General features: G+C 27.0%; 30 protein-coding genes. 22 read left to right on the top strand and 8 right to left on the bottom strand.

What is annotated here, in order from left to right:
• The first annotated feature begins 9 nt into the window (after positions 1-9).
• The 9 genes from relB (at position 10) to BQ2505_RS00810 (ending at position 6419) form a co-directional block, all read left to right on the top strand.
• A complete protein-coding gene (gene relB / locus BQ2505_RS00850; protein ID WP_074015942.1) occupies positions 10-237 on the top strand; it encodes a type II toxin-antitoxin system RelB family antitoxin in 228 nt (75 codons plus the stop codon).
• Positions 222-488 carry a type II toxin-antitoxin system RelE family toxin gene (locus BQ2505_RS00845; protein WP_074015941.1) on the top strand — a complete coding sequence of 89 codons (267 nt, stop codon included), beginning with the start codon at positions 222-224 and terminating at the stop codon, positions 486-488. Before relB ends, BQ2505_RS00845 begins: the two co-directional genes overlap by 16 nt.
• 302 nt (positions 489-790) lie before the next feature.
• Positions 791-1381 carry a DnaJ domain-containing protein gene (locus BQ2505_RS00840; RefSeq protein ID WP_074015940.1) on the top strand — a complete coding sequence of 197 codons (591 nt, stop codon included), beginning with the start codon at positions 791-793 and terminating at the stop codon, positions 1379-1381.
• 22 nt (positions 1382-1403) lie between these two features.
• Complete coding sequence (gene glmU, locus BQ2505_RS00835) at positions 1404-2768, top strand: bifunctional UDP-N-acetylglucosamine diphosphorylase/glucosamine-1-phosphate N-acetyltransferase GlmU (RefSeq protein WP_074015939.1); 1365 nt, start codon at positions 1404-1406, stop codon at positions 2766-2768.
• Positions 2755-3705 carry a ribose-phosphate diphosphokinase gene (locus tag BQ2505_RS00830; RefSeq protein WP_074015938.1) on the top strand — a complete coding sequence of 317 codons (951 nt, stop codon included), beginning with the start codon at positions 2755-2757 and terminating at the stop codon, positions 3703-3705. Before glmU ends, BQ2505_RS00830 begins: the two co-directional genes overlap by 14 nt.
• 1 nt (position 3706) lies before the next feature.
• On the top strand, positions 3707-4354 hold the full coding sequence (locus tag BQ2505_RS00825) for an L-threonylcarbamoyladenylate synthase (protein ID WP_143403516.1): 648 nt from the start codon (positions 3707-3709) through the stop codon (positions 4352-4354).
• A gap of 6 nt (positions 4355-4360) precedes the next feature.
• Positions 4361-4795 carry a hypothetical protein gene (locus BQ2505_RS00820; protein WP_074015937.1) on the top strand — a complete coding sequence of 145 codons (435 nt, stop codon included), beginning with the start codon at positions 4361-4363 and terminating at the stop codon, positions 4793-4795.
• 203 nt (positions 4796-4998) lie between these two features.
• The gene (locus BQ2505_RS00815; protein WP_074015936.1) at positions 4999-5712 is read left to right on the top strand and encodes a radical SAM protein; all 714 of its coding nucleotides are present in this window, start codon (positions 4999-5001) and stop codon (positions 5710-5712) included.
• A complete protein-coding gene (locus BQ2505_RS00810) occupies positions 5712-6419 on the top strand; it encodes a queuosine precursor transporter (RefSeq protein ID WP_083232297.1) in 708 nt (235 codons plus the stop codon). Before BQ2505_RS00815 ends, BQ2505_RS00810 begins: the two co-directional genes overlap by 1 nt.
• 436 nt (positions 6420-6855) lie before the next feature.
• On the opposite strand, the gene BQ2505_RS00805 is transcribed toward BQ2505_RS00810, so the two are convergent.
• The 6 genes from BQ2505_RS00805 to BQ2505_RS09045 all read right to left on the bottom strand — a co-directional run bounded on the left by BQ2505_RS00805 (position 6856) and on the right by BQ2505_RS09045 (position 9754).
• Positions 6856-7329, bottom strand: a complete 474-nt coding sequence (locus BQ2505_RS00805) for a DUF2004 domain-containing protein (protein WP_074015935.1) — start codon at positions 7327-7329, stop codon at positions 6856-6858.
• A gap of 27 nt (positions 7330-7356) precedes the next feature.
• Positions 7357-7770 carry a hypothetical protein gene (locus BQ2505_RS00800; RefSeq protein ID WP_074015934.1) on the bottom strand — a complete coding sequence of 138 codons (414 nt, stop codon included), beginning with the start codon at positions 7768-7770 and terminating at the stop codon, positions 7357-7359.
• Positions 7771-7891: 121 nt separating this feature from the next.
• Entirely contained in the window at positions 7892-8110 is a 219-nt protein-coding gene (locus tag BQ2505_RS00795; RefSeq protein WP_074015933.1) for a hypothetical protein, read from the bottom strand.
• A 16-nt stretch (positions 8111-8126) separates the two neighbouring features.
• Positions 8127-8840 (bottom strand): DUF4241 domain-containing protein, encoded by a 714-nt coding sequence (locus BQ2505_RS00790; RefSeq protein ID WP_074015932.1) that lies wholly within the window; start codon positions 8838-8840, stop codon positions 8127-8129.
• 26 nt (positions 8841-8866) lie between these two features.
• Entirely contained in the window at positions 8867-9373 is a 507-nt protein-coding gene (locus BQ2505_RS00785; protein WP_074015931.1) for a hypothetical protein, read from the bottom strand.
• Positions 9374-9637: 264 nt separating this feature from the next.
• Positions 9638-9754 carry a helix-turn-helix domain-containing protein gene (locus tag BQ2505_RS09045; protein ID WP_392389516.1) on the bottom strand — a complete coding sequence of 39 codons (117 nt, stop codon included), beginning with the start codon at positions 9752-9754 and terminating at the stop codon, positions 9638-9640.
• A gap of 135 nt (positions 9755-9889) precedes the next feature.
• Here BQ2505_RS09045 and BQ2505_RS08625 point away from each other — a divergent pair, with 135 nt between their 5' ends.
• The 3 genes from BQ2505_RS08625 (at position 9890) to BQ2505_RS00765 (ending at position 12269) form a co-directional block, all read left to right on the top strand.
• Positions 9890-10096, top strand: a complete 207-nt coding sequence (locus tag BQ2505_RS08625) for a type III toxin-antitoxin system ToxN/AbiQ family toxin (protein WP_262360264.1) — start codon at positions 9890-9892, stop codon at positions 10094-10096.
• Between the two features lie 74 nt (positions 10097-10170).
• On the top strand, positions 10171-11127 hold the full coding sequence (gene hutG, locus BQ2505_RS00770) for a formimidoylglutamase (RefSeq protein WP_074015930.1): 957 nt from the start codon (positions 10171-10173) through the stop codon (positions 11125-11127).
• 344 nt (positions 11128-11471) lie between these two features.
• Positions 11472-12269: a class I SAM-dependent methyltransferase gene (locus BQ2505_RS00765; RefSeq protein WP_074015929.1), complete on the top strand. Its 798-nt coding sequence runs from the start codon at positions 11472-11474 to the stop codon at positions 12267-12269.
• Between the two features lie 216 nt (positions 12270-12485).
• On the opposite strand, the gene recJ is transcribed toward BQ2505_RS00765, so the two are convergent.
• Positions 12486-15044, bottom strand: a complete 2559-nt coding sequence (gene recJ / locus BQ2505_RS00760; RefSeq protein WP_074015928.1) for a single-stranded-DNA-specific exonuclease RecJ — start codon at positions 15042-15044, stop codon at positions 12486-12488.
• Between the two features lie 606 nt (positions 15045-15650).
• Between recJ and nhaC the strand changes: the two genes are divergently transcribed.
• Positions 15651-17030, top strand: coding sequence for a Na+/H+ antiporter NhaC (nhaC, locus tag BQ2505_RS00755; protein ID WP_074015927.1), 1380 nt, complete (start codon positions 15651-15653; stop codon positions 17028-17030).
• A gap of 20 nt (positions 17031-17050) precedes the next feature.
• Positions 17051-17383, top strand: a complete 333-nt coding sequence (locus BQ2505_RS00750) for a DUF1904 domain-containing protein (protein WP_074015926.1) — start codon at positions 17051-17053, stop codon at positions 17381-17383.
• Between the two features lie 180 nt (positions 17384-17563).
• On the opposite strand, the gene dtd is transcribed toward BQ2505_RS00750, so the two are convergent.
• Positions 17564-18016 (bottom strand): D-aminoacyl-tRNA deacylase, encoded by a 453-nt coding sequence (gene dtd, locus BQ2505_RS00745; protein WP_074015925.1) that lies wholly within the window; start codon positions 18014-18016, stop codon positions 17564-17566.
• A gap of 117 nt (positions 18017-18133) precedes the next feature.
• Between dtd and BQ2505_RS00740 the strand changes: the two genes are divergently transcribed.
• The 8 genes from BQ2505_RS00740 (at position 18134) to BQ2505_RS00705 (ending at position 25783) form a co-directional block, all read left to right on the top strand.
• The gene (locus BQ2505_RS00740) at positions 18134-19639 is read left to right on the top strand and encodes a nicotinate phosphoribosyltransferase (protein WP_074015924.1); all 1506 of its coding nucleotides are present in this window, start codon (positions 18134-18136) and stop codon (positions 19637-19639) included.
• Positions 19640-19709: 70 nt separating this feature from the next.
• On the top strand, positions 19710-20612 hold the full coding sequence (locus BQ2505_RS00735) for a phosphatidylserine decarboxylase (protein ID WP_074015923.1): 903 nt from the start codon (positions 19710-19712) through the stop codon (positions 20610-20612).
• Positions 20599-20988, top strand: a complete 390-nt coding sequence (locus tag BQ2505_RS00730; RefSeq protein WP_074015922.1) for a NusG domain II-containing protein — start codon at positions 20599-20601, stop codon at positions 20986-20988. Before BQ2505_RS00735 ends, BQ2505_RS00730 begins: the two co-directional genes overlap by 14 nt.
• Positions 20989-21009: 21 nt before the next feature.
• Positions 21010-22104 carry an AI-2E family transporter gene (locus BQ2505_RS00725; RefSeq protein ID WP_074015921.1) on the top strand — a complete coding sequence of 365 codons (1095 nt, stop codon included), beginning with the start codon at positions 21010-21012 and terminating at the stop codon, positions 22102-22104.
• Positions 22101-23246, top strand: coding sequence for a THUMP domain-containing class I SAM-dependent RNA methyltransferase (locus tag BQ2505_RS00720; protein WP_074015920.1), 1146 nt, complete (start codon positions 22101-22103; stop codon positions 23244-23246). The genes BQ2505_RS00725 and BQ2505_RS00720 overlap by 4 nt, the downstream gene beginning before the upstream one ends.
• Positions 23230-23892, top strand: a complete 663-nt coding sequence (locus tag BQ2505_RS00715; RefSeq protein WP_074015919.1) for a hypothetical protein — start codon at positions 23230-23232, stop codon at positions 23890-23892. The genes BQ2505_RS00720 and BQ2505_RS00715 overlap by 17 nt, the downstream gene beginning before the upstream one ends.
• A 42-nt stretch (positions 23893-23934) precedes the next feature.
• The gene (locus tag BQ2505_RS00710; protein ID WP_074015918.1) at positions 23935-24438 is read left to right on the top strand and encodes a peptidylprolyl isomerase; all 504 of its coding nucleotides are present in this window, start codon (positions 23935-23937) and stop codon (positions 24436-24438) included.
• A 43-nt stretch (positions 24439-24481) separates the two neighbouring features.
• Positions 24482-25783 (top strand): Na+/H+ antiporter family protein, encoded by a 1302-nt coding sequence (locus tag BQ2505_RS00705; protein WP_074015917.1) that lies wholly within the window; start codon positions 24482-24484, stop codon positions 25781-25783.
• Positions 25784-25799: the final 16 nt, after the last annotated feature.

The raw sequence follows: 25799 nt of genomic DNA, 5'->3' as shown, positions 1-25799 counted from the left end.
GGTGATTATATGTCTGTTGTTTCAATTAGATTTAATGATGAGGAAGAAGAAATAGTAAAAAATTATGTTAAAAGTAAAGGAACAAATTTATCTCAATACATAAAAAATATCATTTTTGAAAAAATTGAAGAAGAATATGATTTAAAACTTGTTCAAGAATATCTAAAAGCAAAATCTGAAGGGACATTAAATTTAATTCCATTTGAGGAGGCAGTTAAAGAATGGGATATAGAATAATGATTCCTGATAAAGTCAATAAAAAGATTTTGGGATTTGATAAGAATACTAGGAAATTATTGTATGACTATATAAGTAAAAATTTAAAGGATACTGATAATCCACGATTACATGGGAAAGCTTTAACTGGGAATTTAAAAGGCTTATGGAGATATAGAATAATGGATTATCGGTTAATTGTCGATATCCAAGATAAACAATTAATTATTGTAGCAGTAGATTTTGAACATAGAAGTAAAATTTATTTATAGTAATTATAAAAGGTTTAGAGTAAAAACTTTAAGCCTTTTTATAATATTATAACAAAAAATAATAATAATCATATAAAATTATAAAAAAAGAATTAAAATTTTCTAATAATTGCAAAAAGACTTTTTTTTGTGGTATAATTGAGAAAAGATTTTATTAATTCTATAGGAAAGTATAAAAATAAACATCAAAAATTAGTCTCTGACGTTCGTATTAGTTCGAAGAGCCTGTGTTCATTGAGCTCGTAGAACTCATACGGCTATCAAGAGACTTTATTTAAAATTAAATAAAAAAAGGTGATTGAATGGAAATTTTTGCAATAGCTATATTTCTAATTTTAATTGCATCATTTGGAATAAAGAATGTTATAAGATTTTTACCGGCTTTAATAATATTCGGGATATTAGTATATTTGTTTGGTTGGATTTTTGTCAGATATGGTTGGATAATTTTAGCTTTAGTATTATTTCGTCAAATAATGTCAAGAGGTAGAAATTCAGCAAGTTCAAACACAAGAAGACAAAACTATGGAGGATACAGAACATTTACCAGAGAAGAAGCAGAAGAATTTTTTAGAAATTTTGAATCTCAATTTGGGGGGCAAAATAGTTATAATAACTATGGTAATTATTCCGGATATAATAACGGATATAGCAGACAGAATCAAAATCAGGGAAATTATGGCTATAATACTTATACTGAAGATAAAAGTAAGTATTATCGGATTTTAGGAGTTTCTGAATCAGCAAGTGAAGAAGAAATAAAGAAAGCTTATCGTGCTTTAGTAAAAAAATATCACCCAGATAGATTTCCAAATGCAACAGCTGAAGAAAAAAAGAAGTATGAAAATAAAATGAAAGAAATAAATGAAGCATATGATAAAATAAGTAAATAAAAACAGTTAAAATGGAGGAAAAATGTCATTAAAATCGATTATAATGGCTGCTGGAAAAGGAAGTAGAATGATGTCTGAATTACCAAAAGTTATTCATTTAGCTCATTCAAAACCTATGGTAGTTAGAATTATAGATGCATTGAATGCCCTAGATGTAGAAGAAAATGTATTGATACTAGGACATAAGAGAGAAAAAGTTTTAGAAGTTTTAGGAAATGATATCAGTTATGTTATTCAAGAAGAACAACTAGGAACGGGTCATGCTGTAAAACAGGCAGAAGAAAAAATAAAAAATTATAATGGAGATATTCTTATAATTAATGGAGATATTCCTTTAATTCAAAAAGAAACGTTAGTTAATTTTTATAATGAATATAAAAAAGAGAATGCAGATGGAATCGTTTTAACAGCAATTTTTGATAATCCATTTAGTTATGGAAGAATTTTTAAAGAAAACGATAGAGTTTTAAAAATAGTTGAAGAAAAAGAAGCTAATGAAGAGCAAAAAAAGATTAAGGAAGTTAATGCAGGAGTCTATATTTTTAAAGCTCAGCATCTAGCTTATGCTCTAGGAAAAATTAATAACAATAATGAAAAAGGCGAATATTATTTAACAGATGTTATAGAAATATTAGCTTCTGAAAATAAAAAAATTATCTCTTACTCTTTAGAAGATTCTATGGAGATACAAGGAGTAAATTCTAAAGTTGAGTTAGCTCTTGTTTCTAGAGTTTTAAGAGAAAGAAAAAATAAGTCTTTAATGGAATCAGGAGTTATTTTGATAGATCCTGCAACAACTTATATAGATGATGAAGTAAAAATAGGAAAAGATACAGTAATTTACCCTAATGTAACTATTCAAAAAAATACAGAGATAGGGGAAAATTGTGAAATTCTTTCAGGAACTAGAATTATAGATAGTAAAATTCTAAATAATGTTAGAATAGAAAATTCTGTCATAGAAGAAAGTATAATTGAAAATGGAGTTACTATAGGACCGTTTGCTCATTTAAGACCAAAATCTCATTTAAAAGAAAATGTACATATAGGAAATTTTGTTGAAACTAAAAAATCAACCCTTGAAAAAGGTGTAAAAGCCGGGCATTTAACTTATTTAGGAGATGCTCATGTAGGAGAAAAAACTAATATAGGAGCAGGAACTATTACTTGTAACTATGATGGAAAAAATAAATTTAAAACAGAGATAGGAGAAAATGTTTTTATAGGTAGTGATACTATGCTTGTAGCTCCTGTTAATGTTGGAGCTAATGCTCTTGTAGGAGCAGGCTCTGTTATAACTAAAGATGTACCAAATAACTCTCTTGCTGTGTCAAGAAGTAAACAAATAATAAAAGAAGGGTGGAGAAAAGAAGATGGTAAATTTTAATAATGTTAAAATTTTCTCGGGAAATGCAAACTTGGAACTTGCAAAAAAAATAGCTGCGAAATGTGGATTAGAATTAGGACATGCTGAAATCTTAAGATTCAAAGATGGAGAAATCTATATTGAAATTGAAGAAACAGTTAGAGGAAGAGATGTTTTTGTTGTACAATCAACATCAGAACCTGTAAATGAAAACTTGATGGAACTTTTAATATTTGTTGATGCTTTAAAAAGAGCTTCAGCTAAAACAATTAATGTAATTATTCCATATTATGGGTATGCTAGACAAGATAGAAAATCAAAACCAAGAGAACCAATTACTTCAAAATTAGTTGCAAACTTATTGACAACTGCTGGGGTTAACAGAGTAGTTGCAATGGATTTACACGCTGATCAAATACAAGGATTTTTTGATATCCCATTTGACCATATGCAAGGATTACCTTTAATGGCTAAATATTTTAAAGAAAAAGGACTATACGGAGATAAAGTAGTAGTAGTTTCTCCAGATATTGGTGGAGTAAAAAGAGCAAGAAAATTAGCTGAAAAATTAGATTGTAAAATTGCAATTATTGATAAAAGAAGACCTAAACCAAATTTATCAGAAGTTATGAACTTAATAGGAGAAGTTGAAGGGAAAATTGCTATATTCATAGATGATATGATTGATACAGCAGGAACTATAACTAATGGAGCAGATGCTATAGTAGAAAGAGGAGCAATAGAAGCTTATGCTTGTTGTTCACATGCTGTATTCTCTGACCCTGCAATAGAAAGACTACAAAAAAGTTCATTGAAAGAAATAATAATAACTGATTCAATAGCACTACCAGAAAGAAAGAAAATAGATAAAGTAAAAATACTTTCAGTAGATGAAGTTTTTGCTGATGCTATAGATAGAATAGTAAACAATAGATCAGTTTCAGAATTGTTCAACTAATATGTATAAAAAAATAGATAATATTATGACTGTAAAAGATGAAGAATGGGTAGGTTTATCTCAAAGAATAAAATCTGGAGAATTAATAATTTATCCAACAGATACAGTCTATGGTTTGGGTGCTATTATTTCTAATGAAGAAAGTATAAATAATATTTATTTTGCAAAGAGTAGAAGTTTTAATTCTCCTCTTATTGCACTTTTGAGTTCAGTAGATAAAGTAGATGAAGTGGCTGAAGTTTCTGTTGAAGATAGAGAGTTATTGAATAAATTAGCTAAAGCTTTTTGGCCAGGAGCATTGACAGTAATATTAAGAAAAAAAGATTATATTCCTGAAATAATGGTTTCTGGAGGAAATACAATAGGAGTTAGAATACCTAACTTGGATTTGGCTATAAAAATTATAGATTTAGCTGGCGGGGTACTAGCAACAACAAGTGCAAATATTTCTGGAGAGCCTAGCCCAAAATCTTATGAAGAACTTTCAGAAGCTATAAAATCTAAAGTTAATCTACTTATAGATGGAGGAAAATGTAAATTAGGAGAAGTGTCTACAATTATTGATTTAACAAAAAAAGTTCCTAAGATACTTAGAAAAGGTGCAATAACAACAGAAGAAATTGAGAAAATTATAGGAAAAGTGGAGTGATAATTTATGAAAACTAGAATAAATCCTGGAACTCTAAATCCTATGGAAATGAATAATATGTCATCTATGCTTGGAATGATGAATAGTATTCAAAAAATAGGAAAAGGGAAAAGAAAATATTCTGTAAAATTAGAAAAAAACGATAAAAAACTTCTTGTTAGATTTATAAATGAAGCAAAAAAACAATTTGCTGATGCAGGATCTAATAGTCAATATGCAGGAGTTTATGAATTTTTAACTTATATTACAGATGTAGCTTCTAATAAAACTAGTACTGAATTAAAAGTTAGTTATGAAGAGCATGATTTTATAAAAAGAATGTTACAAGATTCAGTAAAAGGAATGGAAAAAATGCAATTTTTCTGGTATCAATTTATTAGAAAGTTTACTGTAAAAATGTTAAACAGACAATATAGAGACCTTTTGAAAAAATTTAATTAAAAACGAATAAAAGATGTGCTAGCTTAAACCATCTATAAAAAACTAGACTTGGGGGATGACAAGTCCCCTTTTTTATTTGTAAGGAAAGCATAAAATTAAATAACAAAAAATACTCTCTGACGTCCGTATTAGTTTGAAAAGCCTATGTTCATTGAGCTCGTAGAACTCATATGGATATCAAGATGTTTATTATAAGGGGGAATATGGGAGTACGCTATAATAGAGTTGAAGGAAAATTTGCAAGAGAAATAACTCTTTTGAAGTCTTTTCCTTGTGTTTATGGAAAATGTAAATTTTGTAATTACATAGAGGATAATTCTACAAATGAGAGTGAAATTAATAGTGTAAATTTTGAAGTTTTGAAAGAAGTTAGTGGAGATTTAGGAGTTTTAGAAGTTATAAACTCTGGTTCAGTATTTGAATTACCTAGAAAAACACTGGAAAAAATAAGGGAAATAGTATATGAAAAGGATATAAAAATTTTATATTTTGAAATATTCTATTTTTATTTACCAAGACTAAATGAAATTGTAGATTTTTTTAACGAAAAGAAAAAAGTTGAAATAAGATTTAGGACAGGCATAGAAAGTTTTGATAATGATTATAGAAGAAATGTATATGGTAAAAATATAATTTTAGATGAAAAAAAAATAAAGGAGTTGTCAGAAAAAATATATTCGGTTTGCTTACTTATAGCAACTAAGGGACAAACTCAAGAAATGATAAGAAAAGATATTGAAATAGGACTTAAATATTTTAAAGCTATAACTGTAAATGTCTTTGATGACAATGGAACGGAAGTAAAAAGTGACCCTGAATTAGTTAGATGGTTTGAAATAGAAATGAGAGATTTATTTGATAATGATAGGGTAGAAATTTTAATGAATAATAGAGAGTTAGGAGTGTTTGAACAATAATGATGAATAATATTTTTTTATGGTTTTTAATGTTGGTAATAAATTTTTCTTGTATTTTATTTGCTTATAAAAAATTTGGAAAAACAGGTTTATATATTTGGGTTCCAATTTCAACTATACTTGCAAATATACAAGTAGTTATGCTTGTAAATCTTTTTGGAATGGAAGCAACACTTGGAAATATATTGTATGCTGGAGGATTTTTAGTGACAGATATATTAAGTGAAAATCACGGAAAAGAAGCAGCTCAAAAAGCTGTAAAAATTGGATTTTTTGGGTTGATAGCAACCACTTTAATTATGCAATGTGCTATACATTTTACACCTCTTGATGTACCAGAAGGTATAGCTATGTTTGAAAGTGTTAAAAGTATATTTTCTTTATTACCAAGACTTGCTTTTGCATCATTAGTTGCTTATTTAATTTCACAATTTCATGATGTATGGCTATACGAAAAAATAAGAGAAAAATTCCCGGCAAAAAAACATATATGGCTTAGAAATAACGGAAGTACAATGTTAAGTCAATTATTAGATAATGCTGTATTTACAACAATAGCTTTCTATGGAGTTTACCCTATTGATGTAATGTTTAATATTTTCTTATCTACATATATTATAAAGTTTATTGTTGCTATTTGTGATACACCATTTATCTACTTAGCAGATAAATTATTTAGAGGTAAGAAAATTCCTGAGAACATTTAAAAATAAATTTAATATTAAAAATAAAACGAAGCTATAATTTTCAATAGCTTCGTTTTTTATTTTCTTAAAAAGTTCTAGTGAAGGTAGCAAAAATAATTAAATAAAATTTAAATTATTCGTTAAAATTAAAATAAATTTTATTGCTAAAAGGGAAGAAAAATATTTTTTTCTCTTCATTTTCAAAAATAAATATGAAGTATATAATGTGAACTACACCCACCTAAAGAGGTGGGAGCTTCCTACGAAGTAGGTACTTCTACTAGCTACCTATACTTTAATAGTGAAAATTCCGCCCTAGTGGTAACCAAATTTTTTTATTTTGTTTATTGATAACTAATAAATCGTAACTAAAGCATTACCGTTTTGTTCAAGTATTTTTTATAGAATTCTTTCATATTTTCAAAATGTTCTAATAGTTACCCTTTAATTTTAAATTTTAACTTTCCCAAGCAATATCTATAATATCAAGACTATCATCAAATTTAACAGCTAAAATTTCATCACTTTCTTCTGGAGAAATCATATAATCTACAATCATTACATTCTCTCCATCTGCCCATAATCCAATATTCGTAACTTTCATACATTGTACAAATTCATTTACATCTTCTGGTAAATCAAGTTCTAATTCTTCTTTATGAAATGTAATATATGTATTATCTTCTAATAGAAATTCTTCTATTGCTTTTCTAGCTTTTATGTTATATTCATCAAAATTTTGTAAAAACTTCGTAAAATTATCTAATAATTCTGTTGTGATTTTAGCTGGTTTACCATACCAAAGTGTTGTATTAATTCCATTTATCTCTTCTTCCCACAATACAACAACATCGTCACTAAATCCCATACCATCGTCTAATCCATTTACTAAATCTAATTCTCCAAAAAATTCATGTTTTATTTTTTCCATATTCTACCACCTCATTACAATTTTTATTTATTCTGTAAATTCACTTGTTACATCTATCCATTTTTCTGCATCAATTTCTTCATCGTTTAAATACTTTTCAAGATAAGAAATAATAGTTTCTGATTTATCAAAGAAAGCTCGATAATGCTTAAAGTTCTTTTTATGTTCATATTTTCTATATTCTATTATGTAAAAATCTAATTCATCTATAGCATTTGCTTCATAATTTAAATTAGACTTAATAAACTTCACTACAGGTTTTAAATCATCGAGTATTCCTATATCTGAATGAACTTGAATATAGTTAGGATTTTTCTTAGAAGTGTCAATGATAGATATCCACTCCTCACTATTTTCTGTAAACAGATTTTTTATAATCTCTTTAATTTCTTCTATATCCGCTTTTTTATTGCTAATGTATTCTGTATCAAATTTTTTCATTTTATCCTCTAACTTTCATATAGGCTTCGATATTTTTAATATTATATTCTTTAAGTAAAATATTTATCACCAATACACTATTTGTTAATTTTAGCTATCAATTCTTACATCAAAAATATCTTCATACAAGCCTAAAAGTATCTAAATTTACACAAGCCAAAGCTATTTTAGGTAAATTCTTCTCATAAAGATTAATTAGCTTGTTAGTAAAATCAATTTCTTCCTGTGTGAAATCGTCTTTATAAATGGTTACATTAATATTTTCATCATCAAATTCATAAGTCGAAACATACTTGGATTCATATAAAATAAAATCTTCTTTATTTAATAAATAGTTCATATATCCCCCTTTGAAATTAATTTATCGGTATATACTCTAAAACAATATCACAAAGATTTCCCTTTTCATCATACCCAAAATATACAGGATACTGTCCATCTCCAAAACCAGACTGAATCATAGGAATTGATAAATCTGTATTAGGAATTTTAAAGTTTATCCAGTCTCCATCTTCTCTTTGAAATTTTGGATTTTTCATGGCATTTTCTTTAAATTCCTTTGCAAAAAAATCATTATAAATATTTTTTTCAGTATTTTCTTTATACCACTTCTCTACAAAATCACAATATTTATCTCTTGTTTCTACATCAACTATAGTTGCCAATCCTGCATCAACCATAAATCCAAAAATACTTTCATTATCTACACCTTCTAGGTTTTCATCACCTTTTAAAGCTTCGTAATAAATCACAGGCTTATTTTCATTAAATTTTACTCTTGTAAGTACATAACGATAGTGTTCTTCTTCGATTTCTGCTACCAAAGTTTCAATGCTATACTTTCCTCTTGGTACTTTGGTTAAGTAAGGTTTTTCTGCTCTACTCAGCCAAACCAAAGGATCTCTTACCAAAAGTTCTCCCGTAGGAAATATGATTTCTCCCATTTCTAAAACAAATAATTTTTTTCCATGAATTTCATTTTTTTCAAAAACTTCTGCATAGTTCATAGGGGCAACTAATAAATGTTTTACTGTTTCATATTTTTTAATCCATTCTTTTGTTGTATTCATATATACTCCTTCAAAAATTTATCGTTCTACACTATTCCTAATCTTTCACCACGTATTTTAAAAACAGTATCCACATCCATATCAAACATCTTGCTTTTGAAATTTATTTCTTCAAAATAATAGCTCACTTTTTCTTTGTCGAATTCATTTTCTAATTGTTTCCATAAATCTTTAGTTAATACCACAAATGCCAAAGTATCATTCCCAAGACTTTCAATACAAAAACGAATTTCATACTTGGGTTGAATAAACTCATTTATAGATTTAATGGTTGTATCTCTATCCATTTTTTCCTTATAGGGTATCATAAATGACTTATCTTTATGTTTTAAATAAATATCTTCTCCATAAGGTTTCCCATTATCTTTTAATACTATTTCTATCTTATCTTCTAGTTTTTCATTCACATAAGAGATGATATCTTCATCATATTCTCTATGATCGACCCATATAAGAGTATCGGATTCTAAAAGTTCTTCAAAATTGTTCGTATCTTCTAAAAAAGATTTTAATCTTATAAATGTATTATCCATAAATTTTCTCCTTATTTACTTTCAAAATAAGATTGTAGAATATAAATTCATAGTTACTTTTCTATGTTAATTATACCATTTTGCATATACCCTTATAAAGCGAAATAATTCACAAATTGTAAAAACACAAACTTGCACTTTTAGAATTACGTGAACTACTCCCACCTAAAGAGGTGGGAGCTTCCTATGAAGTAGGTACTTTTACTAGCTACCTATATTGAGTAGGCTATCCCCATAGTTCCTATGGTTCTTTTTATCTTTTCATCAAGCTGTCTGTCTTATTCTTAGACCTTCAGCTAATATATTTTTCGCTGCATTTATATCTCTATCGTTGAGCATAAGGTTGTAGACAAGTCTAACACAACCAAAAGTTTTACTTATGAATATTTTTGTTCTTCTGTTGGTTATATTCTGTATTTGTATGCTTTTAGTTGTATCATCTTCTCTATCTTCTTGCTATTTTTTAATTATATATATCAATTATACGATTATTCTACCTAAAAAACAAGGCAATTCATCTCCCAGCTACAGAGATCGGAGAATTCTTGCCTCAATTGGTTAAAAACTGCTACAAAGCTTTATGAATATATGTTGCTTGATAAATTGCCTAACAATATAAAAGAAAGGTGCTGCAACTTTAAATTATTAGAAGAAAAAGCTATAGAATATGATAAAGAGAAATATTTTTACTTGAATAATTATAACAATGTGTTAAAATTATAAATATATTTAAAGTTTGTTATAAATATTCTTAAAATAAATAATAGAAACATATATTTAATGGAAAGAGGTATAAAATGGATTGGAATGGTCGTATAGATGGATATGATGAAGATGTACTTAGAATACACCAAGTTATTCAAGTAAAAACTTTAGAAGAATTGTTGGAAGAAAGTAGTGACGGGAAAAAAGTTTGTTTTGTAAGCTATAATTCTGATGAAGGAATTAGAAGAAATAATGGAAGATTAGGAGCAAGAGAAGGGTGGCAACATTTAAAATCTGCATTGTCAAATTTTCCGATATTTGATACTTCTATAAAATTTTATGATTTAAAAAACCCAATAGATGTAAAAAATGGAAAACTGGAAGAAGCCCAAATGCAACTTGCTGATACTGTTGCAAAACTAAAAGAAAAGAATTATTTTGTTGTATGTATGGGTGGTGGACATGATATAGCTTATGGAACATATACAGGTATAATGAATTATGCAAAAACTCTTAGTTCAAAACCTAAGGTTGGAATTATAAGTTTTGATGCTCACTTTGATATGAGAGATTTTAGTAAAGGTGGAAATTCAGGAACTATGTTCTACCAAATTGCTGAAGATTGTAAAAGAGATAATATAAAATTTGACTATAATGTTATAGGAATTCAAAGATTTTCAAATACTAAAAGACTTTTTGATAGAGCAAAAGAATATGGCGTAAGATATTATTTAGCAGAAGATATACAAAAAGTTAGTGATTTAAATTTAAATCCAATTTTAGAAAGAAATGATTTTATACATCTAACTATATGTACAGATGTATTCCATATAACTTGTGCTCCAGGAGTAAGTGCTCCACAAACTTTTGGAATTTGGCCAAGCCAAGCAATTAGATTGCTAGATATTATAGCTAGTACTAAAAAGAATTTGACACTTGAAGTAGCAGAAATTAGCCCTAGATATGACTATGATGATAGAACTTCAAGACTTGTGGCTAACTTGATTTATCAAGTTGTACTAAAATATTTTGGTGCTGAAGTTAAATAAAAAATAATCCCTGACATTCGTATTACTTTGAAACCTGTATTTACTAAAAACAGGAAATTTTGTACGTTTGTCAGGGATTTTTTGTTTATTCTATAGGAAAGTATAAAAGTGAATAATGAAAATTAGTCTCTTGAGTTCTACGAGCTCAATGAACACAGGCTCTTCGAACTAATACGGACGTCAGAGACTAATAAGTATTTAAATTTAGACTTTTCTATAAAAATTATATATACAAATATTTTGATTTAAAGAAATTTAGCTAGTAAAAAATATTGAAAGTTTCATTTATGAAGAGTATAATAAAATTAATTATATTTATTATCTAATCACGAAGGAGGCTTTTTATGAAAATTAAATTAGATGGTGTAGCAGAAACATTGCTTATAACATTAAATGTAAGGGCTAAAGATTATGAAAGTACAAAATCTATTTTACAAGATAAAAAATCTTTTGAAATTGTTTCACAATTAGATTATGATTTTAAAAAATTTGATACTGCTTGGGCTAGTTATTATGGAGTATTAGCAAGAGCATATATAATGGATAAAGAAGTAAAGAAGTTTATAGCCAAATATCAAGATTGTGTAATAATTTCAATAGGTTGTGGACTTGATACCAGATTTGAAAGAGTAGATAATGGAAAAATAATTTGGTATAATCTTGATTTGCCAGAAGTAATAGAAGTAAGAAAAAATTTTTTTAAAGAAAATGATAGAGTAAAAAATATTTCAAAGTCAGTTTTTGAATCTGATTGGACCAAAGAAGTTGTAACTAACGGCAAAGAGTTGCTTATAATTTCTGAAGGAGTTTTTATGTATTTTGATGAAAGTGAAGTAAAGAAAATTTTAGAAAATTTAGTTAATAGCTTTAATAAATTTGAGTTACATTTAGATTTACTTTATAAAGGAACTGTAAAAATGAGTTCAAAACACGATGCTCTAAAGAAAATGAATAATGCTGTATTTAAATGGGGTGTAAAAGACGGTAGTGAAGTTGTAAAATTAGAACCTAAATTAAAACAAATAGGACTTATTAATTTTACAGAAAAAATGGCAAAAATTTTGCCCCTATCAAAAAAAATATTTATTCCACTTTTTTGGATTATGAATAATCGTTTAGGAATGTATAGATATGATAAATAAATAAAGTCACTTGACAGCCGTATGAGTTCTACGAGCTCAATGAACACAGGCTCTTCGAACTAATACGGACGTCAGAGACTATTTTTTATTTATTTTTATACTTCCCTTATAAATGAAAAAATAGTGTATCAGAACTTTTAATAGTTCATCAACACTATTTGACAAATAGCCTACTTTAATTGCATTATAAACCAAAAAAATATTATTTTCAATCATTTAGAAATGAACAACTATTTCTTTTGTTGAATATATTTTTTCATTTTCTTCTACTTTTTTTAATAAAATTTCTTTCTTTTCATTTGATAAGAATGGGTAATATAAGTTATCAAAATCTTTTAATTTTTTAATTTCTTTATAATCTATATACTCAACATTTTTTGGAACAGAGTAAGTATCCTCAATTTTTATAAAATTATTGATATTAAAATCTCTGTTTGAAATAATTAAGATATTATTTTTATTTTCAATTTTTTCAAGACTTTTAAGAAAATCTTCTAAAATTGTATCGTGATTAAAATTTAAAGTAAAGATATAGAAATTAGCTTTTTTAGAAGCGTCATTTATACTTATAGTTAAATTTTTGTATTCATAGAAAAATTTTATTGTATTTATAATAGTTTCTATTCCTCTTCCTTTTTCCATTATAGCAAGAGTAGGATTTTTCTCTTTAAAAATAGAAGAAAGTATTTTTTTCTGAATAGAGTTATACGAAAAATTTCCTATTAACATATTTTTAATTTCCATAAAAATTTGATTGTCTTTTATTGGAAAACTTTTCAGTTCAGCTTCCTTTTTGTTTATTACAATATGTAAGTTTATATTTTCTTTTTTTATATATCTTTCTTTTATCTCTACTGAAAAATCATAATTGAAATCCCTTTTTAGTGTTACTAAAATTTTAGAAAGATTAGAGTCAATATTTTCAAAAATAACTCTATCTTTAGTTAAAGCTACCCCATAATCGTTAAAACTTAAAGATATGGGATTTTCAATATCCATTCTCTTAGGATAGACAACTGTTTCTATTGGAAAAGTAATATCTTTACCTTCTAATTTTAGAATGCTATCAAAAATATCTGAATTATTTTCTGAATTTTTAATATCTTCAAGTTGTAACTTACACATATATCTATCTTTAAAAGTTTCTAATTTTAATTTAAAAGCTATATCAATACTTTTTGATTCAGCTACCAAATCATAGTAATCCCCACCACCAAAAAAAATACAATTTTTGAAATAGTATCCATCTTTCATAATATCCATCATAAGATGTTCTGTACTATTTCTAGTAAATCTTAGATTTTCAAATCTACAATTTTTAAAAATAAAAATAGGAGTATGATTTTTAGCTCCGTATGGTTCAAGTAATTCTAACTCTTTTAAAAAATTATAATTTACTTTGTAAGGCTCTAAAATTGATTCTATTTTTATATTTTTTTTAAAAACTTCAGTGTCATAGTGCTCGTCTATATATTTTTCTACCCTATCATAAAATTCATCAATATTTTCAATATTTATTGTAAAACCTGCAGCTCCTGAATGACCACCGTATTTTACTAAAATATCACTAACAGAATTTAAACATTCTACTATATTTATACCATCAATACTTCTGCAAGAGGCAGTTGCTATTCCTTCATTTTCTTTTATTTCCATGATAATACTAGGCTTATAGTATTTATCTAAAATTTTAGATGCAACTATACCTATAACACCATGATGGAAATTTTTATTAGCCACTAAAATTAATTTTCTATTGTATAGTTGTTTTTTTTCAATTTCAACTAAAGATGTTTCAAATATTCTTTTTTGTATCTCTTTTCTTGAATTGTTATTTTCCAAAAGTTTATCTATAATTTGTAAGCATTTAAAGCCATCTTCTTCAACAAACAAAGAAACGGCTTGTTTTGCATCTTCTAAACGACCAGCAGCATTAAAAATAGGGGCAATTATATAACCTATATCGTAAGCAAAATATTCTCTACTATCCCAATCATCAGGGAAAATTTTTCTAATAAGTTGCTTTATTCCTATCCATCTTGTATTTTTTAAAACTTTTAAACCTCTTCTTACAAATTTTCTGTTGTCAGAAACTAAAGGGACTATATCTGCAACAGTTCCAATAGCTACGATATCTAGATATTTGTTTAAATCATTCATTTTATTTTGTTTTTTATAAATAGCATAAACAAGCATAAAAGCTGTTCCAACACCTGCTAAATATTTGAAAGAGTATATATTCTCATTTCTTTTAGGGTTGATAACTGCCATAGCTTTTGGTAAATTCCCTGTTATTTCATGATGATCTGTTATAATAAAATCTAATTCTAATTCATTAGCTAAGTCAATTTCTTCTGCGGAGTTTATACCACAGTCAACACTTATAACGAGATTAGCTCCATCGTTTTTTAATGTTTGTATAGCTTCTTTATTAAGACCATAACCTTCATCTCTCAATGGAATATAATAGTTAACATTTGCACCTAGTTCAGATAAAGATAAATATAGAAGTGAAACAGAAGTTATCCCGTCTACATCGTAGTCTCCATAGATATAAATTTTTTCATTTTTTTCTATTGCTTTCATTATTCTTTCATATGCAATATCAATATCTTTTAAATCAAAAGGATCAAAAGAAAAGTCATCTTCAAGAGATAAATTTCTATTCTCTAAAATTTCTTTTACTATGTAATCTAATTTTTTATTTTTTTCTTTATTAAAAACATATTCATAATTAACTTCGTTTTCTAAAATCCATTTAGTTTCTTTTCTCATATTTTTTCCTTTCTAAAAAATATTTTATAATATTCATTATATCATTTTTATTAAAAATGGGGGTAAAAAAAATAAAATTTCACTACTTGACAAGCTCTTTATATTATGTTAAAATTCAAAATCATAATTAATAAGAAAGGAGTAATCAAAATGTTAAACTTACTATCAATAGAATTAAATAAAAACCTAAATATAAATAAAAATCATTTTGGTTACGTATATTATTATAAGAATTAGAGAGTCATTAATTAGTGGCTCTATTTGTATTTGTAAAGAGCCTCTAATTTATAATAAGGTACCTAAGGCTTTTTACATTTACAATATGTAAAAAGCCTTTTTTGTTTATTAGGAAAGTATAAAATTAAATAGCAAAAATAGTCTCTGACATCCGTATTAGTTGGAAGAGCCTGTGTTCATTGAGCTCGTAGAACTCATACGGCTGTCAAGAGACTTTATTTATTTGTTATTTGTTAGAAAAGTATAAAATTTAAAATAAAAATTAGGCTCAAATGGCTATATTAGTTTGAATAAACTGTGTTTATTAAATTTTTAAAACTCATAAGGTTGTTAATGGGCTTTATAAAAAAATTAGAGGGAGAGATTTTTATGTTTGATTTAGTACAACATCACAAACCGAAGAAAATGGAAGCAATACTTATAATTTTGATAGTATTTCTAATACTAGGATACTCAATGATAGGAATTCCAAATATGACACCACATATTCCAGTTTTAATAACTATTGTATTTTTATTATTATATGGTTCTATAAATAAAGTTAAATTTTCATTATTACAAAATAGTATGATTCAATCTGTTAGTACAAGTATGGGAGCTGTATTTTTGTTTTTTTTCATTGGAATTTTAGTTACAGTACTAATGATGGCAGGGTCTATACCAACATTAATTTTTTATGGTTTAGATATAATTTCAACAAAGGTGTTTTACCTTTCATCTTTTGTAATAACAGCAATTATTGGAATAGCTATTGGAAGTAGCTTGACTACTGTTGCAACTTTAGGAGTTGCTCTTATGGGAATGTCTAATGCTTTTGGATTAAATCCTGCAATCACTGCTGGAGCAATAGTATCTGGAGCATTTTTTGGAGATAAAATGTCTCCTTTATCAGATACAACAAGTATTTCGGCAAGTATAGTCGGAGTTGATTTATTTGAACATATAAAAAATATGATGTATACAACAGTTCCAGCTTTTATATTATCAGCTCTTGCATTTACTTTACTTTCTCCTTGGAATAAGGTTGGAGATATATCAAGTGTTGTACAATTTAAGAATGATATTTTAAATACAGGTTTAGTTAATAATTTATCTTTTATACCTTTCATTTTATTAATAATATTTTCAATATTAAAAGTTCCAGCAATATTAACAATTATATATACAAGTATAGTTGGACTAGGAATAGCATTCATTAATAATTCTTATAGTTTAGAAGAAATAGCTGGGTTTTTATTTGCAGGATTTTCAAAGGCTGATTTACCACAAACAATAGCAAGTCTTCTAAATAGAGGTGGAATAAACAGTATGTTTTTTACATTGACAATAGTAATACTTGCTTTGGCCTTGGGAGGTTTATTATTTGGTTTAGGAATTATTCCTACATTATTAGAAAGCATAGCTCATTTATTAACAACACCATCAAGAGCGACTTTTTGTGTAGCTTTTACAGCTTTAGGAGTAAATTACATAGTGGGAGAGCAATACTTAAGTATTTTACTTTCAGGAAAAACTTTTAAGCCTATCTATGATGAATTGCAACTACATTCTAAAAATTTATCAAGAACCTTAGAAGATTCAGGAACTGTTATCAATCCTTTAGTTCCTTGGGGAGTTTGTGGGGTTTTTATAACTAGTGTTTTAGGAGTTAGTACAGTAGCTTACTTACCATTTTCATTTTTCTGTTACCTTTCATTGATATTAACATTAATTTTTGGATTTACAGGAATGACTTTAACAAAAAAATAAAATATAGTTTAGGAGGAATTATGCCACATTTAAAAATAAGAGGAATTGAGAAAAAAATAATAGTGGAACACAGTAAAGAAATAGTAGATAATTTATCTAAAATTATAAATTGTGATAGAACTTGGGTGACCATAGAGCACCAAGAAACTGAATATATTTTTGATGGAAAAATTGTAGAAGGCTATACTTTTGTTGAAATATATTGGTTTGCAAGGGAAGAAAAAATAAAAAAAGAGGTTGCTAAGTATTTAACAGAACTTATAAAAAAAGTAAATAACAATAAAGATTGCTGTGTTATATTTTTTACATTGACTGGTGAAAATTATTGTGATAATGGAGAATTTTTTGCATAAATGTATAAATAAAATAATATCTCCTGATGTCTGTATTAGTTCGAAGAGTTTATTTTATAGGAAAGTATAAATTTAATATGAAAATTAGTCTCCAACCTCCGTATTACTCTGGAGAGCATTTCGGTGAGCTCGGAAGAGTCATACGGTTGTCAGGAGACTTTATTTATCAAAGGAATAAAACTAAATTTTAGCATCTTTTGTATCTATTATCATGGTAACTGGCCCATCATTTAGCAGTTCAACTTGCATATCAGCTCCAAATTCTCCAACTTCTGTTTTTATTCCAAAATTTTTAAATTCATCTATAAATTTTAGATATAATTCTTTTGCATACTCAGGTCTAGCAGCATCGATAAAAGATGGACGACGACCTTTTATACAATTACCATAAAGAGTAAATTGTGAGACAATTAATATTTCACCTTTTACATCTTCTAGTGATAAATTCATCTTTTGATTTTCATCTTCAAAAATCCTTAAATCCTTTATTTTGTTTGCGAGCCATTTAACTTCTTTTTCACTATCATCGTGTGTAATTCCCAATAAGACAAGAAAACCATGATTAATCTCTCCTATAATTTTACTATCTACACTGACTTTAGCACATTTAACTTTTTGAATAACTGTTCTCATTAAAATCACCTCTATATTTTTTTAATATATTAAGTTCACTTATCGTATTTAAATTATTATTTGGAAAAACAAAAAAATGTGGTATAATTAATAAAATAAATTTTCAAGGTGGAACTTATGAATAATGAATTAATTTTAACAGAATTTGCCAGAGTTATCAACTCTGATAGATATCAATATACAGAAAGTGATATTTTTTTAATGGAAAATATGCAAAATAAAGTTGCAGTCTTTGATATGTTTTTTAGAAAGACGGAAGATGGTGGTTTTGCAGTTGTTTCAGGAATACAGGAAGTTATACATTTAATAGAGATTTTAAATAATACTCCGGAAGAAGAAAAGAAAAAATATTTCTCTAAAATTTTAGAAGAACAGCATTTAATAGAATTTTTATCAAAGTTAAAATTCACTGGTGATTTATATGCATTAAGAGATGGAGAAATAGTTTATCCTAATGAACCAATAATAACTATTAAGGCTCCATTGATACAAGCTAAAATTTTAGAAACTCCCATATTAAATATAATGAATATGAATATGGCAATAGCTACAAAAGCTTCTATGATAACAAGAGTAGCTGCACCTATAAAGGTTTTAGCATTTGGAAGTAGAAGAGCTCATGGTTTTGATAGTGCTGTTGAGGGAAATAAAGCAGCTATAATTGGAGGATGTTTTGGGCATTCAAATTTAATGACTGAATATAAGTATGGACTTCCTTCGAACGGAACAATGTCTCATTCATATATTCAAGCATTTGGGGTAGGTGTAGAAGCTGAAAAAATTGCTTTTAAAACTTTTATAACACACAGAAGAGAAAGAAAAAATAATAGTTTAATATTATTGATAGATACATATGATGCAATAAATATTGGTATAGAAAATGCAATAAAAGCTTTTAAGGAATGTGGCATAGATGACAACTATCAAGGAATATATGGTATAAGACTTGATTCAGGGGACTTGGCATATCAATCAAAAAAATGCCGTAAAAGATTAGATGAAGAAGGCTTTACAAAAGCTAAAATAACTTTAACTAATGGTTTAGATGAAAAACTTATAAGGTCTTTGAAAGAACAAGGAGCTTGTGTAGATATGTATGGAGTGGGAGATGCAATAGCAGTAAGCAAATCATTTCCTTGTTTTGGAGGAGTTTATAAGATAGTTGAGTTAGATGAAGAACCTTTAATAAAAATTTCAGGAGATGTTATAAAAATTTCAAATCCAGGATTTAAAGAAGTGTACAGAATTTTTGATAAAGAAGGGTTTGCTTATGCCGACCTAATAACTTTAGTAAAAAATGATGAGGATAAAGAAAAATTAACAGCTAATAAAGAATTTTCTATAAGAGATGAAAAGTATGAATTTAAAAGTAGTTTATTAAAAAAAGATAGTTATTCATATAAAAAACTTACAAATATTTACATAGAAAATGGAAATATAATTGAAAATTTATACAGTGAACTTTTAGATGTAAAAAAATCACAAAATTATTATTTTGATACATTAGGAAAAATATCTCCTGAAAGAAAAAGATTGGAAAATCCACATAGTTATAAGGTAGATTTATCTTCTGATTTATTAAAATTAAAATATGGATTAATTAATAAAATAAAAAATGTTTAAGAAACGAAAAAAAATAATAGTAGTTCTAGTAATAATAATTTTTCTAATTATTACTAGTAAGGGAAATAATATGAAGTTTGAAAAAATAAGATATATTGAAAGAAAAACAGGAGAAGTAAAAATAGAAAAGGTTATGGGAGAGAATTTTTTGGAGTTTCTTTACTATAATCCTTTTGGAAAACTAACTTTAAATGCAGTTGTAAAAAGAAAAATTTTATCTGATTGGTATGGTAAAAAAATGTCTAGTCCAGAATCAAAAAATAAAATTAAAGATTTTATAAAAGATATGGATATAAATATGAATGAATATAAGTATCCAGCTGAGTATTATAATAATTTTAATGAATTTTTTTATAGAGAATTAAAAGATGGAGCTAGAATAATTGACAAGAATGAAGAAAGTCTTGCATCACCAGCAGATTCAAAAATATTAGCTTATGAAAATATAGATGAGATTCAAAAATTTTTTGTGAAAGGATCTGAATTTTCTTTAGAAGAATTTTTTCAGAGTAAAGATTTAGCTGAAAAGTATAAGGGTGGAACATTTGTAATTTTTAGATTAGCACCAGCAGATTATCATAGATTTCATTTTCCAACAAGTGGAAAAATATCTGAAAATAAAAAGATAGAAGGATATTATTATTCTGTTTCAACTCATGCTATAAAAACAAATTTTAGAATTTTTTCTGAAAATAAGAGAGAATATGCTATATTAAGCACTGAAAAGTTTGGGGATATAGCAATGGTTGATGTTGGAGCTACTATGGTTGGTGGAATAGTTCAAACTTATAAAGAGAACTCTTTTGTAAATAAAGGAGATGAAAAAGGTTATTTCTTATTTGGTGGATCAACTTGTATTTTAGTTTTTGAGAAAGATAAGGTTGAAATAGATAAAGATATTTTAGATAATACAAAAAATAAAATAGAAACAAGGATATACATGGGAGAAAAATTTGCCAATGCAAAAAAATAGATATTTTAAGATAGGTGATACTGTAATTTATATATTTTTAATAGTATTTTTTGGAGTTTTTTTATCAAAAATAGGAAACTTTAAAGATGTAAAAGGTGCTAAGGCAGAAATATGGGTTGATGGAGATTTGAAGTATGTTCAACCATTGCAAAAAGAAGAAAAAAATATTTTTGTAGAAACAGGAATTGGTGGTTGTAATGTGCAATTTAAAGATGAAATGGTTAGAGTAACAAGCTCAAATTCTCCATTGAAAATTGCAGTTAAACAAGGTTTTATAAAATCTCCAGGAGAGGTTATTATTGGTATACCTGATAGGTTAGTAATAAAAATTGTTGGAGATTCAGAAGAGAATGAAGTTGATTTCATTTTGAGATAAATAGTAAGAGGTTTAAAATAAATGAGTTTAAAAAAAGTAACAAAAATTTTAGGGATAGTTTTATTAATTATAGTTGTTCAAGCATATTTTTTAAGTACTGCTAACTTTTTAGAAATAATTAGCAAGTGGAGTGGTTATTTTACATCAATAATAATGGCTTTATTTCTTGCTGTATTACTAAATCCTATAGCAGAATTTTTTAGAAGAAAAATTAAAATGAATTTAATATGTTCACTTATTGCATCTATTCTGATTGTAATACTGATAATATTAGTATTATTAATGATAATTATTCCTCAAATTTTAGCTTCAATGAAAGAGATGAATAATATTTTTCCTTATATTTCAGATAAAATTTATAATTTTATGACTAGAGGTATAGAAATTTTAGAAGAGAAAAATATATATAAAATAAATGTTAGTGAATTAAATACCAATTTTTCTAATTTTATTAAAGCTAATTCTTCTAGTATACAAAAAATAGGCTCAGTATTATTAGGAAATATTGTTCGTTGGTCAGTGGGACTTACAAATGTAGTAGTAGCTTTTATATTAGCATTTTTAATATTGCTAGATAGAGAAAGACTGTTAAATACATTAAAAAATATTGTAAAAATAATATTTGGAGAGAAAAATACAGATTATGTAATGCTTAAATTAAAAGCTTCAGAAACTATATTTTTAAACTATATTGGTGGGAAAATAATAGTTTCTTTCATTGTGGGTTTATGCGTCTATATAACTTTATTGATAACAGGAACTCCTTATGCAGCATTAAGTGGCATACTACTAGGAATAGGAAATATGATACCTTATGTAGGTTCATTAGTTGGAGGAATAATAGCATTTTTCTTAATACTTATAATTGCTCCAATAAAAACAATATTTTTAATAGTTGCTATTGTAATTTCTCAACTTGTTGATGGTTTTATAGTTGGACCGAAGATAATTGGAGATAAGGTAGGATTGAGTTCATTTTGGGTTATGGTTTCAATGATAGTTTTTGGTAATTTATTTGGTTTACTAGGAATGTTTTTAGGAACACCATTATTATCAATAATAAGATTATTTTATAAAGATTTAGTAAAAAAAGCTGAGAGAGAGGGAGAAAAATGATTTTTATAGCATCAACTACAATGGGATTAGAAAGTGTTGTTAAAGAAGAATGTCTTTCTCTTGGTTTTAAAAATATAAAAGTTTTTGATGGTAGAGTTGAGTTTGAAGGTGATTTTACAGATTTGGTTAAAGCTAATATCCATTTAAGATGTTCTGATAGGGTTTTTATAAAAATGGCTGAATTTAAAGCTCTTACTTATGAAGAACTTTTTCAAAATATAAAAAAGATAGAGTGGGGAGATTATATTGATGAAAACGGAGAATTCCCAGTTTCTTGGGTAAGTTCTGTAAAATCAAAATTGTATTCAAAATCAGATATTCAAAGAATAGTTAAAAAGGCTATGGTTGAAAAGTTGAAAGAAAAGTATAAAAGAGAAATCTTTTTAGAAAATGGAGCTTTATATTCAATAAAAATTCATTGTCATAAAGATATTTTTATAGTTATGCTTGATAGTTCTGGAGAGTCTTTAACGAAAAGAGGATATAGAGCAAATCAAAGAGTAGCTCCTATTAAAGAAACTTTAGCGGCAGCTCTAGTATTGCTATCGAAATGGAGAGCTAACGAAGTTTTTTTAGATCCGATGTGTGGAACAGGAACTATAGCTATTGAAGCAGCTATGATAGCTAGAAATATTGCTCCAGGAGCTAATAGAAATTTTTCATCTGAAAAATGGTCTATTATTCCTGAAAATATTTGGACTGACACTAGAGATGAAGCTTTTTCAAATGAAAATCTCGATATAGAACTAAAAATAATGGCTTCTGATATAGACGAAAAAAGTATAGAAATTGCTAAAGGGAATGCTGAAAAAGCAGGTGTCTTAGACGATATAACATTTTCAGTAAAAGATTATAGAGAGTTAGAAAGTCCAGCAAAATATGGGGCAGTAATAGTAAATCCTCCTTATGGAGAAAGACTTATGAATGGAGAAGATGAAGATATATATCAATTTTATAAGGAATTTGGAGATTTTTGTAAGAGAAAGTTAGCAAAGTGGTCGTATTATGTAATAACATCATATGAAGATTTTGAAAAAGCTTTTTCAGAAAAATCAACAAAAAATAGAAAATTGTATAATGGTGGAATAAAATGTCATTTCTATCAATATTTTGGAGCAGGGAAAAATGGATACAAAAATTAATGTAGATATGTTTTTAGACTATTCAAGAGAGGTTATATTACAAGTTTTGACACTAGTGAAAAGAGTATATGATGATTTAAAAGAAAAAGAGGATATTGCCGGTATTGAAAAATTAAAGAATGAAGTTATTCCTATTTATGAAACAATGTTCTTATCTTTAAATATAGAAGAAATCTCAAAATTAGCTAGTGAAAATATAGAAAAATTTAATAAACTAAAAAATAATATAGAAAAACTAGCTATTGAATATAACTTTTCTGAAGACTTTTTGAATAAAAAGATTGAGAAAAGAAAAATGCTAAAAGGTAAATCTGGCTCTGAAGTTCTAGAGAGATTTTATAAATATAAATTGAAAGAGTTGAAGAGAATAAAAGGGGATTTTATGGTAAAAATAAATAAGCTCCTTTCAGAAGAAAAAAAATTAAATTTTGAATTAACTAATACAATTCAAGAAGAAGAGCAATTACCTATAATGGAAAAAATTATTGAAGTTAGTAAAAAATATAGAAATTTAAATACGATTTTAGAAAAGTATCAAATTGAATTAAAAGATACTGAAAATAAGTTAAATAAGAAATGGTATTATGAAATTTATGGAACGACAGAAGAAAAAATACTTCTAGACACCTATAAAAGTGGAAATTAATGTATAATTAATTTATAAAAAAATATAAAGAAAGGAGGACAGATGAGTTTACAAGCTATTATTAAAACAGACAAGGGGGAGATAAAACTAAATTTATTTCCTGAGGTTGCTCCAATAACAGTTCTAAATTTTGTTACATTAGCAAAAATTGGCTATTATAATGGATTGACATTTCATAGAGTTATAAAAGATTTTATGATTCAAGGTGGAGATCCTAGTGGAACTGGAGCAGGAGGACCTGGATATCAATTTGGTGATGAATTCAAAAAAGGTGTTGTATTTGATAGAAAAGGGCTTTTGGCTATGGCAAATGCTGGGCCAAATACAAATGGTTCTCAATTTTTTATCACACATGTTCCAACTGATTGGCTAAATTATCATCATACTATCTTCGGTGAAGTTGTAGAACAAGCTGATCAAGATGTAGTTGATAAAGTTGAACAGGGAGATGTGATGAAAGAAATTGTTATTGTAGGAGAAACAGATAAATTAGTAGAAGATAATAAAGAATTTTATGCACAATTAACCGAATTTCTAAAAATCTAATAAATTATCTAAAGTGTATTTTTAAATATGTGGAGGTAAGTCTATGATTTTATTAAATCCAGTTGTTATATCAGTCATTGTTATGACTATTTTATGCTTATTAAAATTAAATGTTCTTTTGGCTTTAGTTGTATCTGCTTTAGTTGCTGGTTTCACAGCAGGAATGCCTGTTGGAGACATAATGGGAAATCTAATAAATGGTATGGGAGGAAATGCTGAAACAGCTTTGAGTTATATACTGTTAGGAACACTAGCTGTTGCTATTAATAGTACAGGAGTTGCTACTATAGTATCTAGAAAGATAGCTTCATTAGTTGATGGTAAAAAGAAAATATTACTTATAGTTATAGCTGTATTTTCTTGTTTTTCACAAAATTTAATACCGGTTCATATAGCATTTATTCCTATATTAATTCCACCTTTATTAAAATTAATGAACTCTTTGAAATTGGATAGAAGAGCTATGGCTTGTTCTTTAACATTTGGGTTAAAAGCACCATATATAGCATTACCAGTTGGGTTTGGATTAATTTTCCATGGTATTCTTTCAGCAGAAATGAGTAAAAATGGTATGGAAATAGCAAAAACTGATGTATGGAAATCTACATGGTTTTTAGGTTTATTTATGATTATTGGTTTATTATTAGCAATTTTTGTTTCTTACACAAGAAGTAGAGAATATAAAGATTTACCTCTAAAAGGTATGGAAGAAGTAGAAGCTACTGAAATGGAAACTAAACATTGGTTAACATTAGTTGCTGCTGCACTTGCATTTATTATTCAATTATTAACAGGTTCTTTACCTTTAGGAGCAATAGCTGCTTTAGCTGCAATGTTTATATTTAGAACTATAAAATGGAAAGATATTGATGAATATATCAATGGTGGAGTAGGACTTATGGGGCTAATAGCTTTCATCATGCTAGTTGCTGCTGGTTATGGAAATATAATTAGAGAAACTGGAGCTGTTGATTCATTAGTATTGAGTATACATGATATGATAGGAGGAAGCAAAGCTATAGGAGTTGCTGTAATGTTGTTAATAGGATTGTTAATAACTATGGGAATTGGAACTTCTTTTGGAACTATTCCAGTTGTTGCTGCTATATATATTCCTTTATGTATAAAATTAGGGCTATCAGTAGAAGGATCAGTAATAGTTCTTGCAGCAGCAGCAGCATTAGGAGATGCTGGATCACCTGCATCAGATTCAACATTAGGACCAACATCTGGGCTTAATGCCGATGGTCAACATGATCATATAATGGATACTTGTGTTCCTACATTTATACACTATAATATACCTCTTCTTATTGGAGGATTTATTGGAGGAATGTTCTTCTAATAACTAAGATTTGAAT

The sequence above is a fragment of the Fusobacterium massiliense genome, from assembly GCF_900095705.1.
GTDB classification, from domain to species: domain Bacteria; phylum Fusobacteriota; class Fusobacteriia; order Fusobacteriales; family Fusobacteriaceae; genus Fusobacterium; species Fusobacterium massiliense.
Note: the sequence above shows the minus strand (reverse complement) of the source record. Positions and strands in the feature narration are given on the sequence as shown.